The 14,249-nt window shown below is 70.5% G+C and carries 15 protein-coding genes; 2 read left to right on the top strand and 13 right to left on the bottom strand.

Going from position 1 to position 14,249, the window contains the following annotated elements:
- Positions 1 to 208 precede the first annotated feature (208 nt).
- Together YIM_RS10450 and YIM_RS10445 are read right to left on the bottom strand one after the other, a co-directional pair.
- A complete protein-coding gene (locus YIM_RS10450; protein ID WP_153030163.1) occupies positions 209 to 1,321 on the bottom strand; it encodes an XdhC/CoxI family protein in 1,113 nt (370 codons plus the stop codon).
- Entirely contained in the window at positions 1,314 to 2,420 is a 1,107-nt protein-coding gene (locus tag YIM_RS10445; protein WP_153030162.1) for a VWA domain-containing protein, read from the bottom strand. The genes YIM_RS10450 and YIM_RS10445 overlap by 8 nt, the downstream gene beginning before the upstream one ends.
- 202 nt (positions 2,421 to 2,622) lie before the next feature.
- Between YIM_RS10445 and zwf the strand changes: the two genes are divergently transcribed.
- Positions 2,623 to 4,083: a glucose-6-phosphate dehydrogenase gene (gene zwf, locus YIM_RS10440; RefSeq protein ID WP_228004661.1), complete on the top strand. Its 1,461-nt coding sequence runs from the start codon at positions 2,623 to 2,625 to the stop codon at positions 4,081 to 4,083.
- A gap of 100 nt (positions 4,084 to 4,183) precedes the next feature.
- Here the strand turns inward: zwf and YIM_RS10435 are convergent, their stop codons facing one another.
- From YIM_RS10435 to pfkB, 7 genes are all read right to left on the bottom strand, one after another.
- Positions 4,184 to 5,044, bottom strand: coding sequence for a MoxR family ATPase (locus YIM_RS10435; RefSeq protein WP_153030161.1), 861 nt, complete (start codon positions 5,042 to 5,044; stop codon positions 4,184 to 4,186).
- Positions 5,045 to 5,115: 71 nt separating this feature from the next.
- Complete coding sequence (gene ptsP / locus YIM_RS10430) at positions 5,116 to 6,759, bottom strand: phosphoenolpyruvate--protein phosphotransferase (RefSeq protein WP_153030160.1); 1,644 nt, start codon at positions 6,757 to 6,759, stop codon at positions 5,116 to 5,118.
- Between the two features lie 26 nt (positions 6,760 to 6,785).
- The gene (locus YIM_RS10425; protein WP_153030159.1) at positions 6,786 to 7,835 is read right to left on the bottom strand and encodes a zinc-dependent dehydrogenase; all 1,050 of its coding nucleotides are present in this window, start codon (positions 7,833 to 7,835) and stop codon (positions 6,786 to 6,788) included.
- Positions 7,832 to 8,278: a PTS sugar transporter subunit IIA gene (locus YIM_RS10420; protein ID WP_153030158.1), complete on the bottom strand. Its 447-nt coding sequence runs from the start codon at positions 8,276 to 8,278 to the stop codon at positions 7,832 to 7,834. Before YIM_RS10420 ends, YIM_RS10425 begins: the two co-directional genes overlap by 4 nt.
- Positions 8,271 to 8,576: a PTS lactose transporter subunit IIB gene (locus tag YIM_RS10415; RefSeq protein WP_153030157.1), complete on the bottom strand. Its 306-nt coding sequence runs from the start codon at positions 8,574 to 8,576 to the stop codon at positions 8,271 to 8,273. Before YIM_RS10415 ends, YIM_RS10420 begins: the two co-directional genes overlap by 8 nt.
- 23 nt (positions 8,577 to 8,599) lie before the next feature.
- Complete coding sequence (mtlA, locus tag YIM_RS10410) at positions 8,600 to 9,694, bottom strand: PTS mannitol transporter subunit IICB (protein WP_153030156.1); 1,095 nt, start codon at positions 9,692 to 9,694, stop codon at positions 8,600 to 8,602.
- Between the two features lie 60 nt (positions 9,695 to 9,754).
- A complete protein-coding gene (gene pfkB, locus YIM_RS10405; RefSeq protein WP_153030155.1) occupies positions 9,755 to 10,693 on the bottom strand; it encodes a 1-phosphofructokinase in 939 nt (312 codons plus the stop codon).
- Positions 10,694 to 10,867: 174 nt separating this feature from the next.
- On the opposite strand from pfkB, the gene YIM_RS10400 reads away from it, so the two are divergent.
- Positions 10,868 to 11,629 carry a DeoR/GlpR family DNA-binding transcription regulator gene (locus YIM_RS10400; RefSeq protein ID WP_153030154.1) on the top strand — a complete coding sequence of 254 codons (762 nt, stop codon included), beginning with the start codon at positions 10,868 to 10,870 and terminating at the stop codon, positions 11,627 to 11,629.
- 77 nt (positions 11,630 to 11,706) lie between these two features.
- Here YIM_RS10400 and YIM_RS10395 read toward each other — a convergent pair whose 3' ends face one another.
- Genes YIM_RS10395 through pcaD form a run of 4 tightly spaced genes read right to left on the bottom strand, consistent with a single transcriptional unit; the run spans position 11,707 to position 14,248 of the window.
- On the bottom strand, positions 11,707 to 12,285 hold the full coding sequence (locus YIM_RS10395) for an NTP transferase domain-containing protein (RefSeq protein ID WP_153030153.1): 579 nt from the start codon (positions 12,283 to 12,285) through the stop codon (positions 11,707 to 11,709).
- Positions 12,278 to 13,072 (bottom strand): IclR family transcriptional regulator C-terminal domain-containing protein, encoded by a 795-nt coding sequence (locus YIM_RS10390; protein ID WP_153030152.1) that lies wholly within the window; start codon positions 13,070 to 13,072, stop codon positions 12,278 to 12,280. Before YIM_RS10390 ends, YIM_RS10395 begins: the two co-directional genes overlap by 8 nt.
- A 10-nt stretch (positions 13,073 to 13,082) precedes the next feature.
- Complete coding sequence (gene pcaC / locus YIM_RS10385) at positions 13,083 to 13,490, bottom strand: 4-carboxymuconolactone decarboxylase (protein WP_153030151.1); 408 nt, start codon at positions 13,488 to 13,490, stop codon at positions 13,083 to 13,085.
- Positions 13,487 to 14,248 (bottom strand): 3-oxoadipate enol-lactonase, encoded by a 762-nt coding sequence (pcaD, locus tag YIM_RS10380; protein ID WP_153030150.1) that lies wholly within the window; start codon positions 14,246 to 14,248, stop codon positions 13,487 to 13,489. The genes pcaC and pcaD overlap by 4 nt, the downstream gene beginning before the upstream one ends.
- Position 14,249: the final 1 nt, after the last annotated feature.

The raw sequence follows: 14,249 nt of genomic DNA, 5'->3' as shown, positions 1-14,249 counted from the left end.
AAGTGATCGGGCTCACTCGCGAGCGTGCTACTCCGATCTCGATCGGACAACCCCAGGCCGGGTGACCTTGAAAGCCCGATCCGCAGATGCGTGCCACACCCCGCCGATTCCACCTCGTCTGCGGGGTTCGGCGAGGATTTTCCACTCGGCGGGCGCCGAGGACCAAAACCGCCTCGCGCGGCCAGAGCCGAGCGGGCGCGGCTGGCGGTCAGCCGTGGATCCGGCCGTCGAGTTCGGCGAGGCGCTGGCCCTTGCCGCCCCAGCGCAGGGCGATGATCTCGGCGGCGATCGACACCGAGGTCTCCTCCGGGGTGCGGGCGCCGAGGTCAAGGCCGATCGGCGAGGACAGCCGCGCGAGTTCCTCGTCGGCGATCCCGGCTTCCTTCAACCGCGCGATGCGGTCGTCGTGCGTGCGCCGCGAGCCCATCGCCCCGACGTAGCCGATGTCCAGCCGCAGCGCGACTTCCAGCAGCGGCACGTCGAACTTCGGGTCGTGGGTCAGCACGGTGACCACGGTGCGCCGGTCCACCCGGCCCGCGTCGGCTTCCGCCTTCAGGTAGCGGTGCGGCCAGTCGACCACCACCTCGTGCGCGTCCGGGAAACGGCTGGCGGTGGCGAAAACGGGCCGTGCGTCGCACACCGTGACCTGGTAACCCAGATAAGCACCCAGGCGCGCCATCGCGGCGGCGAAGTCGATCGCGCCGAACACCAGCAGTCGCGGCGGCGGCTCGAAGGAGTTCACAAAAACCGAGGCGCCCTCACCGCGCCGCTGCCCGTCCGGGCCGTAGTGCAGCATCCCGGTGCGGCCGGTGGCCAGCATGCCGCGGGCGTCGTCGGCCACCGCGTCGTCCATCCTGGACGAACCGAGCGTGCCCGCGGTGCGGTGCGGCCACACCACCACGCGCTTGCCGAGCCGATCGGGATCCGGGTGCTCCACGATCGTGGCCACCGCCACCGGCTGTCCCTTGTGGACGGACTCGGCCAGCTCGGCCAGCTCCGGCATGGCGTCGCGGTCCACCGGCTCGACGTAGATGTCGATGATGCCGCCGCAGGTCAGGCCGACGGAGAAGGCGTCGTCGTCGCTGACGCCGTAGCGCTGGAGCACCGGCGTGCGGTCGGCCACCACCTGCTGCGCCAGCTCGTAGACCGCGCCTTCGACGCAGCCGCCGGACACGCTGCCGGTCACCGTGCCGTCCTCGGCCACCAGCATCGCCGCCCCCGGCGCCCGCGGCGCCGACGAGAAGGTGGCCACCACCGTGCCCAGTCCCACCGTCTCCCCTGCCGACCAGCGTCGGTGGAGTTCCTCCAGCACATCACGCATAGCGTTGTTCTCGCATTTCCCCGAGGAGTCGGTCCAAGGTGTCCAGGCTGTGCCCGGCGAGCAGTCCGTCCAGGTGCGGCAACGCCGCGGCGATCCCCGCCTGGACCGGAGCGTAACCCGCCCGGCCCGCGTGGGGATTCGTCCAAAGCACCAAATGCGCGAGCCGGCGCAGGGCCGCCAGTTGTGTGCTCAGCAGGGTGGTGTCGCCGCGTTCCCAGCCGTCGGAGAACACCACGACAACCGCGCGCCTGGCCATGCCGCGGCGGCCCCACCTGGTCAGGAACACACGCAGCGCCTCACCGAGCCTGGTGCCACCGGCGAAGTCCGGCACCGCGTGCCCGGCGGCGAGCATGGCGCGCTCGGGGTCGCGCTGGCGCAGCTGCCTGGACACCCTGGTCAGCCGGGTGCCCATGGTGAACACCTCGACCGATCGGGGTGCGCGGCGGACGAGCACGTGCGCGAACCGCAGCAGCGCGTCCGCGTACGGGCTCATCGAGCCGGAGACGTCGATCAGCAGCACCACCCGGCGCGGCTGCTCGGCGCGGCGCCGCCGGGCGAGGTGAACGGGTTCGCCACTGGCCATCATCGCGCGCAGGGTCCTGGCCGGGTCCAGCTCACCGCGCCTCGCCGGGCGCCGGCGGGCGGAGGTCCGAGTCGGGAAGACCGGGCTCAGCGTGGCGAACAGTTCGCGCAGGTGCTCGCGCTCGGCGGCGGTCAGTTCGCTGAAGTCCCGATGGCGGAGCACCTCTTCGGCGCTGGCCGACACGCGCAGCGGGTCGTTCTCGCTCTCGCCCTGCCCCTCGGGCGGCGACTCGGCGATCAGCGCCACCTTGCTCCGGGGCGGCACCGGCGTGCCCCCGCGCGGGCCCGGCGGCGGCTCCTCGCCGAACCACGACGCGAAGGCGCGGTCGTAGCGCGGCAGGTCGTCGGGATCGGCGCACAGGGTCAGCCGCCCCGCCCAGTACAGTTGCTCGCGCCCGGCCAGGTCGACGTGCTCGACCGCGCCGAGGAAGGCGTGCAGGCGCTGCGGGGCGGCGGGCAGGCCGGCCGCGCGCAACGCGGTGGCGAACCCGGCTAATCCGGGGAGCGGGCTGTCCATCAGAACGTCCAGGATACGCTCGGTCAGGTGGTTCGCGCCGCGCGCTGAATGACACTACTTGCCGGTAGTATGACCGGCGGTTACCCGGAGTTCGGGAAATATCCCCGCTTCCTGGTGCGTTTACCAGCCACGTGAAGTGCACTTGCCACAAATTCGCGCAAAGACTGGGCGAAACCGCTTCCGGCGGTGAAGATGGACAGCGATGACTGAGTCAGCCGAGCCCCAGGCACTGTTCGCCCCGAGCGAAAAGATGGTGCCCCATGTCTTCGTGATCTTCGGCGCCACCGGGGATCTCGCCCGCCGGAAACTCTTCCCCGGTCTCTTCCGGCTGATGCGCTCCGGGCTGCTGCCCGAGCAGTTCCGCATCATCGGTTCCGGGCGCAACTCGCCGGGTACCGACGAGGAGTTCCGCTACAAACTCGCCAAGGCCGTCTTCAAGTTCTCCGGTTCCGCGCGCTTCGACGACCACGTGTGGGAGGAGTTCGCCCAGCGGATCACCTTCCAGACCTCGTCGAAGGACGACGGCGAGGCGCTGGCCGCCGCGGTCGACGCGGCGATGGCCGAACTCGGCCCGGACACCCGCAAGCTGCTCTACCTGTCGGTGCCGCCGGACTCGATGGAGCCGATGGTCAAGATGCTCGGTGCCACCGGGCTCGCCGAGGACGCGCGCGTGGTGCTGGAGAAGCCGTTCGGCCGCGACCTGGAGTCCTCACGCAGCCTGAACACCGCGCTGCACCAGGTCTTCGCCGAGAACCAGCTCTTCCGGATCGACCACTTCCTCGGCAAGGAGGCGGTGCAGAACATCCTCGCGCTGCGGTTCGCGAACGGCTTTTTCGAGCCCGTGTGGAACCGTCACCACATCAGCTACGTACAGATCGACGTACCCGAGTCGATCGGCATCGAGGGCCGCGCCGGCTTCATGGAGTCGACCGGCACCTTCCGCGACATGATCTCCACGCACCTGTTCCAGCTGCTCGGCTTCCTGGCGCTGGAACCGCCGGTGCACGTGGACGCCGAATCGCTGCGCGTGGAGAAGCGCAAGCTGTTCCAGGCGGTCCGCGCGCTCGACCCGGATCGGGTGGTCTTCGGGCAGTACGAGGGCTACCGCGACGAGCCGGGCGTCGCCGACGAGTCCGAAGTGGAGACCTTCGTCGCGGCCGAGGTGTGGGTGGACAACTGGCGCTGGAAGGGCGTGCCGTTCCTGCTGCGCACCGGCAAGGCGATGGAGCAGAGCAGGCGCACCATCACGCTCGGTTTTGTCGAGCCGCCGTTGAAGATGTTCGACTCGGCCAACGGGTTCGACAGCCAGCCCAACGAGCTGGTCTTCGAGCTGACCGAGGATTCGACGGTGACCCTGGAGCTGCGCGCGAAGCGGCCCGGCCCGGCGTTGAAGCTGGACCACGCCAAGCTGCACATGCGCTTCTCCGAGGCCTTCGCCGACGCCGAGCCGCTGGAGGCGTACGAGCGCCTGCTGCTCGACGTGCTGCGCGACGACCAAACGCTGTTCACCAGTGCCGAAGAGGTGGAACGGCTCTGGGAGCTGTGCGACCCGGTGCTGCGGCAGCCGCCGAAGGTGCACTCGTACGAGCAGGGCTCGTGGGGTCCGGCGCAGGCGACGGAACTCGCGGGCGAACGCGGCTGGCGGGTGCCGGAGAAGTCCTAGCCCTCCCGTCGCCCGCCGCCACCCTCAACGGAGCGCTCCGCGCCAGTCCTAGCCCTCCCGTCGCCCGCCGCCACCCTCAACGGAGCGCTCCGCGCCAGTCCTAGCCAAGTAGTGAGTCCAGTTTGGCGCGGACGCGGTCGATGTCCTCGCTGTACTTGAGCACGGCGCCGAGGGTGAGCGCGGCGGCCTCGGCGTCGAGCACGTCGCGGTCGAGCGCGGTGAGCGCGCGGGCCCAGTCCAGCGATTCCGCGACCCCGGGCGGCTTGAGCAGCTCCAGCTGACGGATGCGGTGCACGGCGCCCGCCACCTGCGCGGCGAGCCGTTCGTCGAGACCGGGCAGGCGGTGCCGGAGGATGTCGATCTCCCTGGCCAGGCCGGGGTGCTCGAGCCAGTGGTAGAGGCAGCGGCGCTTGAGCGCGTCGTGCACCTCGCGGGTGCGGTTCGAGGTGAGCACCACCAGCGGTGGTTTCTCGGCGCGGACCTCGCCGAACTCGGGAATGCTGACCGAGTTGCCGTCGAGCAGTTCGAGCAGGAAGGCCTCGAACTCGTCGTCGGCGCGGTCGATCTCGTCGACCAGCAGCACGCAGGGTGCCTCGCGGAGCGCCTGGAGCAGGGGCCGGGCGAGCAGGAAGCGCTCGGTGTAGAGCGAGGCCTCGTCGACGGTCCGGTGGGCGGCTTCGAGTGCGCGCAGGTGCAGGAGCTGGCGTGGGAAGTCCCATTCGTACAGCGCCTGGGCGGCGTCGATGCCCTCGTGGCACTGCAACCGGATGAGCTTGAGGTCCAACGCCCGGCTCAACGCGACGGCGAGCGAGGTCTTGCCGGTGCCGGGCTCGCCCTCGCAGAAGAGCGGCCGGCCCATGCGCAGGGCGAGGTAGGCCGCGGTCGCGACGCCGGTGTCGGCCAAGTAACCGGTCCGCTGCAAGGCGGTGGCCAGTTCGCCGGGGTCCGTCGGTACCGTCACCGGGCCAGGATACGAGACGAGTCGCCGTTTCTCAGCGCTTGTGCACGCGGGAGCTGCCGGGTGCCGGGGAGCTAGCTGGCGGCGGAGCGGGCAGCGGAAGCGTCCGGGGCAGCCAGTGCCGCAGCTCCCAGTGCTGCGCAGTCGTCGAAGGTGTGGCGTCGGAGGGAGGCTCGGACAGCGGGAACGCCCGGGGCCGACATGGACAGGCTCGTCACGCCCAAGCCCGCGAAAACGGGCGCCAGCAAGGGATCCCCGGCGGCCTCGCCGCAGATGCCGACCGGCTTGGCCGTCTTCCGCCCGGCCTCGGCGACCATGGACACCAGGTCCAGCAGGGCGGGCTGCCACGGGTCCAGCAGGTCGTTCAGCTCACCCAGCAACCTGTCCGCGGCGAAGGTGTACTGCGCCAGGTCGTTCGTGCCGATGCTGACGAAGTCCACTTCGGCCAGTATCGCCTCCGCGCGCAGCGCCGCCGCCGGGATCTCGATCATGACGCCCGCCTGTGCGATGCCGAAGTGCCGCACCCGCGCGGCGAACTCCCGCGCCTCGGCCGCGGTGGCGATCATCGGCGCCATCACCCGCACATCCGTGTCGTGCTCCCGCGCGGCCTGGCTGATCGCCTCCAGCTGCACGTCCAGCAGGCCCGGATTCCGCCGGCCGACACGATAACCGCGTACACCGAGAGCCGGGTTCGGCTCCACGTCGTTGTTGGCGAACGGCACCGGCTTGTCCGCGCCCGCGTCCAGCGTCCGGATCACCACCGGGCGACCGGAGAACGCGGCGAACACCTTGCCGTACGCCGCGCGCTGCTCGTCCAGCGACGGCGCCTCGGCGCGGTCCAGGAACAGGAACTCCGTGCGGAACAGGCCGATTCCCTCGGCGTCCGCCGCGGCGGCCTCCTCCAGTCCGCCCGCGCCGCCGATGTTCAGCAGCAGTTTGACCGGGTGGCCGTCCTTCGTCGCCCCGGGACCGCGGTGACGCGCCAGCTCCTGCCGCTGCGCCTCCGCCTCCCGCTCGATCGAGTCCAGCAGGCGCGTCTCCGGATCGACCACCACCTTGCCCGCGCCGCCGTCGACCACCACCAGCTGACCGTCCGACAGCGACTCCGCCGCCGCGCAGCCGACCACCGCGGGAATGCCCAGCGACCGCGCCAGGATCGCGGTGTGGCTGGTGGCGCCGCCCTTCTCGGTGATGATGGCGAGCACGTTCGACGGATCGAGGGTGACCGTGTCGGCCGGCGCGAGGTCCACCGCGACCAGCACGAACGGCCCGTCCAAAGCCGGGATGCCCGGTGGTTGCTCACCGAGCGCGACCGCGATCGCCCGATCGCGGAGGTCGGCCAGGTCGGTCACCCGCTCGGCGAGATAGCCGCCGAGGCCGCGCAGCACCTCGATGTGCGCGGCGAAGGCCTCCTGGATCGCCCACGCGGCGGGTAGTCCCGAGTCGGTGGCCTTCGCGATCCCCTGCTCAAGACTGGGATCGCGGACCATCATCACCTGGGTGTCCAGGATTTCCGCGGCCTCACCGGAGAGCGCCTTGCCGCGCCGCTCCAGTTCGGCCGCGACCCCGGCGAGCGCGGCCTTCGCCGTGGCGAACTCCTGCTCCGCACCCGCCGATTCCGGCCGCCGCGCCGGCAGTTCCGGCACCGGGCGCATGCGGGCGACCGTGCCGGAAGCGGTGCCCGGACTCGCCGGATTCCCGTGCAGTTCGGTGGTCACCCGTCACACATCCCTTCTCGAGTCGGTCAGACCGCGGCCGGTTCGATGGTCACCTTGATCGCCTCACCCGAGGCCACCGTGTCGATCGCGTCGAGCACGCCGTCCAGCTTCAGCCGGTGCGTGATCAGGTCGTCGACCGGCACCGCGCCGGTGGCGATCAGCTCCAGCGCCCGCTTGTTGTGCTCCGGGCTGGAACCGTTGGCGCCGTAGATGGTCAGCTCGCGGTAGTGCACCAGGTTGGAGTCGCAGGCGATGATCGGGTTGTCCTTCGGCAGCCCGCCGAAGAAGCTGATCCGGCCGCGCCGCGCGGCCATCCGCAGCCCGTCCTCCTGCGCCTTGCCCGCCGCCGCGGCGGTGATGATCACGTCGGCACCGCGGCCGTCGGTCAGGTCGAGCACGGCCTGCACCGGATCGGTCTCCGCACCGCAGATCGCCGCGTCCGGCTTGACGATCTCCGCCGCCATGTCGAGGCGGCCCCGGTTCAGCTCCACCAGGTACACCGCGGCCGCGCCACGGGCCCTGGCCAGCCGCACGTGCAGGCAGCCGATCGGCCCGGCCCCGGTGACCACCACGACGTCACCTTCGCCGACCTGTGCGAACTCCTGTCCATTGAGGACACACGCGAGCGGCTCGGCGACCGAGGCCTCGGCGTAGGACAGACCGTCCGGAATGCGGTTGAGCCCGTCCACCCGCAAAACGTTCTGCGGCACGATCATGTACTCCGCGAAACCGCCGTCGAAGTGGTAACCCATGGACAGCTGGTTGGGGCAGATGGTGCGCCAGCCGCGACGGCAGTCGGCGCACTCTCCACACGGGATCGCCGCGATCACCTGCACCCGGTCCCCCGGCGCCCAGCCGGAGATCGCCGACCCGGTCTCCACGACCTCACCGGCGATCTCGTGCCCGATCACCCGTGGCGGATCGATGTGGTGGTGGCCGTGCCGGAAGATCTTCAGATCGGTGCCGCAGGTCGAGCACGCGTGCACCCGGATCTTCAGCTCGTCCGGGCCGGGCACCGGCTCCGGTGCCTCCTCGATCCGGATGTCTCCCGGCGCGTAGAAACGGGCCACCTTCACTGCACTGCCTCCTCTTCGGTCGCGGTCAGAATGCGCAGGATCGTGTCCGGATCGGACGCTTCCCGCAGCTCGGCCGCCTTGTCGGCGTCGAGCAGGGTGTGGGCCAGCGAGGACAGGATCTGCACCTGCTCGCTGCCCTGGGCCGCGATGCCGACGCACAGCTGCACCCGTTGCCCGTCCCAGTCCACGCCACCGGGGAACTGGACCACGGCCAGCGCGGTCCGCTTGACGTGCTCGCGGGCGGCGTTGGTGCCGTGCGGGATGGCCACGGCCTCACCGACGAAGGTGGAGACCGACTCCTCCCGCTCCAGCATGCCGTCGACGTATTCCGGTGCCACCGCACCGATTTCCACCAGCAGCGCACCGACCTGGCGGATGGCGTCGTCGCGGTTCTCCGCGCTCGCGCCCAACCGGATCCCGGATGCGTCCAGCAGCTCAGCCATCCAGCGTGCCCCCGTCCCTGATCGCCTGCTCGACCCGGTCGAACACCGGGTCGCCGAGGAAGTTCTGGAAGCCGATGATCACCGCGTCCGAGTTCTTCTTCGCCCGCGCCACCAGGGTTTCCTGGCACAGCACCAACTGCGCGTCGCCGGGGATCTCGTTGACCGGGATGTGCTCGACCTTGACCTTGTACGGCTTGAGCCGCTTGCCCAGTTGCGCGGCCACCATCACGCTGCTGCCCATTCCGGCGTCGCAGGCGATGATCACCTTGGTGATTTCCTTGCCCTCGATGCTGCTCACGCGCGTTCCCCTTTCCTACCGGCTCAGACCTGGCCGCCGTTGGCGAGCTGCTGCTCGCGTTCCTCACGCCGGGCGTCCCGGCCGAACTTCAGCAGTACCGCCGAGATCAGGAAGCTCACCACCGCGGCGATCACCACCCCGGCGATCACCCCCAGGTAACCACCCTTCGGCGTCACCGCGAGCACGGCGATGATGCTGCCCGGCGCCGGCGTGGCGGTCAGGCCGGCGTCGAAGACGCTGAAGACGAAGATGCCCGCCGCACCACCGGCGATCGCGGCCAGGATCAGCCGGGGAGCCGCCAGGATGTACGGGAAGTAGATCTCGTGGATGCCGCCGAGGAACTGGATCACGATGGCGCCGGGCGCGGTGGCCCGCGCGCTCTTCGCGCCGAAGAAGGTCAGCGCCAGCAGGATGCCGAGGCCGGGACCGGGGTTCGGCTCGATCAGGAACTCGATCGCCTTGCCGGTCTGCGCCGCGTCCGCGATGCCGAGCGGGGACAGCACCCCGTGGTTGATCGCGTTGTTCAGGAACAGCACCTTGGCCGGTTCCACGATGAGCGAGACCAGTGGCAGCAGCCCGGTGTCGAACAGGGCCTGCACCCCGTTGCCGAGCGCCTTGGTCGCGCCCTGCACCACCGGGCCGATGGCGAGCATGCCCAGCACCGCCATGATGCCGCCGATGATGCCGGCGCTGAAGTTGTCCACCAGCATCTTGAAGCCCGGCGCGGTCCTGCTGCCGATGTGCTCGTCGAACAGCTTCATCAGCAAGCCGGCCAGCGGGCCGATCGCCATCGCGCCGAGGAACATCGGGATCTCGGCGCCGACCGCGAGGCCGACCGTGGCCACCGCGCCGACCACCGCACCGCGCTGGCCGTGCACCAGCCGGCCACCGGTGTACCCGATCAGCACCGGCAGCAGGAAATTGATCATCGGGTCGACCAGCGTCTCGATCTTCGCGTTCGGCGTCCAGCCGGACGGGATGAACAACGCGGTGATCAGACCCCAGGCGATGAAGGCGCCGATGTTGGGCATGACCATGCCCGCCATGTGACCGCCGAAACGCTGGACCGTGACCCGGACCCGGTGTCCCCGGGATGGCGCTTCTTCCGTCTTCGTCATCGTTGACTCTTCCTGCTGCTCGGACTGGTTTTCCCTGACAGCCCCCCGGTTGTGCCTACTTCAAGCCCCCGCGCCGACCTCGCGCTCCAGCTCCAGCTCGGGGTGCAGCCGCACCTCGGCCGCGCCCACCTCGACCGGTCCGGGCATGGTGCTGCCCGGCAGTGAAACCGCCGCCGCGCCCCAGGCGACCCCGCTCGCCAGCGCCTGCGGCCCCCTGCCACCACCGGCCAGGAACCCGGCCAGCAGGGAGTCGCCCGCGCCGACGGAACTGCGTGCCACCGCATCGGCTTCGGCGTGCCACGCGCCGTCGGCGTCGACCAGCACCGCGCCCTCGCTGCCGAGGCTCGCCAGTACCGCGCGGGCGCCGAGCCCGCGCAGTTCCCGTGCGGCTTCGACGACTTCGCGCATGGTCGGCAGTGGACGGCAGACGGCCTCTTCCAGTTCCTCGAGGTTCGGCTTGACCAGCGCCGGTCCCGCCTTGACCGCGGCGAGCAGCGCGGGCCCGCTGGTGTCCACCGCGACCTCGGCGTGGCCGTCCAGCGAGCGGATCAGCTCGGCGTAGAACCCCGCGTCGACCCCGGGTGGCAGGCTTCCCGCCAGTACCACCCAGGAGACGTCGGAGACGTTGCCGAGCACCGCCGCGGACAGCGCCGCGATCTCGCTCGCGGACAGCCGCGCGCCCGCCTCGTTGAGCTTGGTGACCGTGGCGTCCGGCTCGATGACGCTGATGTTGGTGCGCACCGGACCGGACGCGGGCACGCGCACCACGTCGATCTCGTACCGGTTCAGCAGGGAGATGAGGTGGTCGCCCTCCGGACCGCCGGCCGGCAGCACGGCGCGCGCGTCGAGTCCGTTGCGGACCAGCGCGCGGGCCACGTTGATGCCCTTGCCACCGGGGTGGACGTGCACCGCGGAAGCCCGGTGCAGCTCACCGCGCACCAGGCGCGGCACCTCGACGGTGCGGTCCACGCTCGGGTTCGCCGTCACGGTGAGGAACACCCGCACACCACCTCGGTCTGGGATCCGGACTTGGTTTTGAGTGATTTTGCATGGGTTCGCGTGGGTTTGCAACCCCTTCATCGGTTCGCAACAAAACAAGGACGCAAGCCCCAACACGAACTCACATCGTGTGGTTATCTGGACGGGAAAATCACTACTACTGGACGGTGGGGGATGTACGCGGAGGAGCGGCAGCAGATCATCCTCGAGCGGGCGCGCGGTCTCGGCCGCGTCGACGTGGCGACGCTCGCCGAGGAATTCACCGTCACCACGGAGACGGTCCGCCGCGATCTCACCGTGCTGGAACGGCACGGGGTGTTGCGACGGGTGCACGGTGGCGCGATCCCGGTGGAGCGACTGGGTTTCGAGCCCGCGGTGGCCACCCGCGAAGTCGTGATGACGGCCGAGAAGGAGCGCATCGCCAAGGCGGCGCTGGCCGAACTGCCCGAGGAGGGCACGATCCTGCTCGACGCGGGCACCACCACCGCGAGGGTGGCCGAGCAACTGCCGCTGGACCGTGAACTGACCGTGGTCACGCATTCGGTGAACATCGCGCTCGCGCTGGCCACCCGGCCGAACCTGACGGTGATGCTGGTCGGTGGCCGGTTGCGCAGCCGGACACTGGCCTCGGTCGACGCGTGGGCACTGCGCGCACTGGACGAGACCTTCGTCGAGGTGGCTTTCATGGCCACCAACGGGATCTCCGTGGAACGCGGACTGACCACACCGGATCCGGCCGAGTCGATGGTGAAGCGCGCAGCGGTGAACTGCGCGCGACGCACGGTGTTGCTGGCCGATCACACCAAGGTGGGCAACGACCACTTCTCGCGGTTCGCCGAACTGAGCGACATCGACACCTTCATCACCGACGACGGCATCGACGGCGCGGTCGCCGAGGAGATCGCCGCCACCGGCCCCCGAGTCCTGCGAGTCTGACCCCGCAGTGTCACGACCAAAGCAGTGTCACGACCAAACCGGCAGCCAGGAGCACAACAGAAGAACCTCTGCCGTAGTCACAATGAACGACCGGGGCGGGGCAGGTCCCCAGGACGATCAACATCCCGCCCACTCCCCAAGTCCCCGCACTCCACCAACCGCAGATCATCCCGAGCAGCCAGCCAATGGCGGGCACCAGCGTCACCGGAGACAGCATCGGCGATCTCCGCCCAGTACTCCCGCCCCAGCAGAACCGGATGCCCGGGCACCCCGTCATAAGCCGCCCGCGCCACCACATCCGGTGCGGCGAGCGCAGCCAGCCTGCACACCACGTCCCCAGTCACCCCGGGCAGATCCACCAGGTGCACAACAACGGCCGAAGCGTCCACAGTAGACAAAGAAAGCAACCCGGCCCGCAGCGAAGCGCCCATCCCCGACGCCCAATCCGAGGCGTGCACCACAGAAACCGACGAAGGAAGCAGCCCGGCGACCTCGTCCGCCGCCGCCCCGGTCACCACGTACACCGGCGAACAAGTCGACAAAGAGCGCAAGGCCCGCCGCACCAACGGCTCACCGTCCACTTCGACCAGTGCCTTGGGACCACCGAACCGGCGCCCGGCGCCGGCCGCCAGCAACAACCCGGCGCACTCAGCCACGGGTTGCCCTCGACGGCGGTGCCACCGCGAGATCGGCTTCGATGCGTTCGGCGGCGTCGAGCAGGCGCGGCACCATCTCGTCGCGCACGGCTTCCAGCGTGGTCCGCGAGGCGTGCGTGGACACGTTCACCGCGGCGACCACCTTGCCCTCGCGCGAGCGGATCGGGGCCGCCACCGAGCGCAGCCCCTCCTCCAGCTCCTGGTCGACCAGCGCCCAGCCGCGCCCGCGCACCTCGGCCAGCTCGGCGCGCAACGCGGCTTCGGAGGTCAGCGTGTGCGCGGTCAGCCTGTCCAGCCGGGCCTGCGCCAGGTACTCGTCCAGCCGGTCGGCGGGCAGCCCGGCGAGCAGCACGTGCCCCATCGAGGTCGCGTACGCCGGGAAGCGCGTGCCCACGTTGATCGAAACGGTCATGATCCGCGAAACCGCCACCCGCGCCACGTAGACGATGTCGCCGCCTTCCAGCACGGACACCGAACTCGACTCGTGCACCTCGGCGGAGAGCCGTTCCAGGTGCGGGGTGGCCACCTCGGGCAGCGACATGCTGGACAGGTAGGCGTACCCCAGCTCCAGCACGCGCGCGGTCAGCGAGAAGTACTTGCCGTCGGTACGCACATAACCCAGGTCGGCCAGGGTGAGCAGGAACCGGCGAGCGGCCGCCCTGGTCAGCCCGGTGATCCTGGCGACGTCGCTCAGGGTCAGCTCGGGGGCGTCCGCGCCGAACGCCCGGATCACCGCCAGCCCGCGGTCCAGCGACTGCACGTGGTGCGCGCCCCGAGTCTCATCCATGGGAACAACACTAGTCGGCGGGATCCGGAACAGCGGACTCCTCACCCAGCTCGGCGAGTACCCGCTGCGCCACCGCGAAGGCCGCGTTCCCGGCCGGCGCGCCGGCGTAGACCGCGGTGTGCAGCAGGACCTCGGAGATCTCGGCCGGGGTCAGTCCATTGTGGATGGCCACGCGGACGTGCATGGCGAGTTCGTCGTGGCAGTGCAGCGCGGCCAGCGCAGCGAGGGTGACGCAGCTGCGCGTGCGCCGGTCCAGCCCCGGCCGGGTCCACACCGAGCCCCACGCCGAGCGGGTGATCCAGTCCTGGAACGGCTGTGAGAACTCGGTGGTGTTCGCCACCGCGCGGTCCACGTGCGCGTCCCCGAGCACCTCGCGGCGCACGCGGATGCCGTCCTGGTACAGCTCGTCGTCGCTCATTGCGCGGCCAGCCTCGCCAGGATCAGTTCGCTGAACTCGTCCGGTCGTTCCACGTTGCCCAGGTGCGCGGCGTCGCCCACCTCGGCGTACCGCGCGCCGGGAATGGCTTCGGCGATGGCCTTGCCGTGCGGCGGCGGGGTGGACGGGTCGTCGGACGCGCTGATCACCAGCGTGGGCACGGTGATCCCGGCCAGCTCCCCGGTCAGGTCCATCACCTCGATCGCCGCGCAGCAGCCCGCATAGCCTTCGTCCGAAGTGGACGCGACCATCCGCTCCAGCTCCGCCCGCCGTTCGGGCTGGAACGCCGAGGTGACCCAGCGGTCCACCACGGCCGAGGCCAGCGACTCGGTGCCGCCCTCGCGGACCGCGCGGATCCGGTCGGCCCACATCTGCGGCGGCCCCAGCTTCGCCGACGTGCAGCACAGCACCAGCGAGGCGAGCCGGTCCGGCGCGTGCGCGCCCAGCCACATCCCGGTCATGCCGCCCAGCGACAGCCCGACGAAGTGCGCCTTCTCGATGCCACGCTCGTCCAGCAGCGCCAGCACGTCACCGCCGAGATCAGCCAGGGCGTACGGACCTTCGGGCACTGGCGAACCGCCGTGGCCGCGGTGGTCGTACCGGATCACCTGGTAGCCCGCTTCGGTGAGCGGCCGGACCTGCGGCTCCCACATCGCCAGCGTGCTGCCGAGCGAACCGCCGAGCACCACCGGCACCCCGTCCGACGGCCCGTCGACCACGTGGTGGACCTGAACAGCCACA

The organism is Amycolatopsis sp. YIM 10 (assembly GCF_009429145.1).
Taxonomy (GTDB): domain Bacteria; phylum Actinomycetota; class Actinomycetes; order Mycobacteriales; family Pseudonocardiaceae; genus Amycolatopsis.
The sequence above is the reverse complement of the archived record's forward strand: the minus strand, read 5'-3'. Positions and strand labels throughout refer to the sequence as shown.

Excerpts from the sequence above, each read along its gene's own strand:
- zwf (WP_228004661.1), top strand. The coding sequence starts at position 2,623 with ATGACTGAGTCAGCCGAGCCCCAGGCACTGTTCGCCCCGAGCGAAAAG.
- pcaC (WP_153030151.1), bottom strand. The coding sequence starts at position 13,490 with ATGAGCGACGACGAGCTGTACCAGGACGGCATCCGCGTGCGCCGCGAG.
- YIM_RS10390 (WP_153030152.1), bottom strand. The coding sequence starts at position 13,072 with ATGGATGAGACTCGGGGCGCGCACCACGTGCAGTCGCTGGACCGCGGG.
- mtlA (WP_153030156.1), bottom strand. The coding sequence starts at position 9,694 with ATGACGAAGACGGAAGAAGCGCCATCCCGGGGACACCGGGTCCGGGTC.
- YIM_RS10445 (WP_153030162.1), bottom strand. The coding sequence starts at position 2,420 with ATGGACAGCCCGCTCCCCGGATTAGCCGGGTTCGCCACCGCGTTGCGC.
- YIM_RS10450 (WP_153030163.1), bottom strand. The coding sequence starts at position 1,321 with ATGCGTGATGTGCTGGAGGAACTCCACCGACGCTGGTCGGCAGGGGAG.
- YIM_RS10400 (WP_153030154.1), top strand. The coding sequence starts at position 10,868 with ATGTACGCGGAGGAGCGGCAGCAGATCATCCTCGAGCGGGCGCGCGGT.
- YIM_RS10420 (WP_153030158.1), bottom strand. The coding sequence starts at position 8,278 with ATGGCTGAGCTGCTGGACGCATCCGGGATCCGGTTGGGCGCGAGCGCG.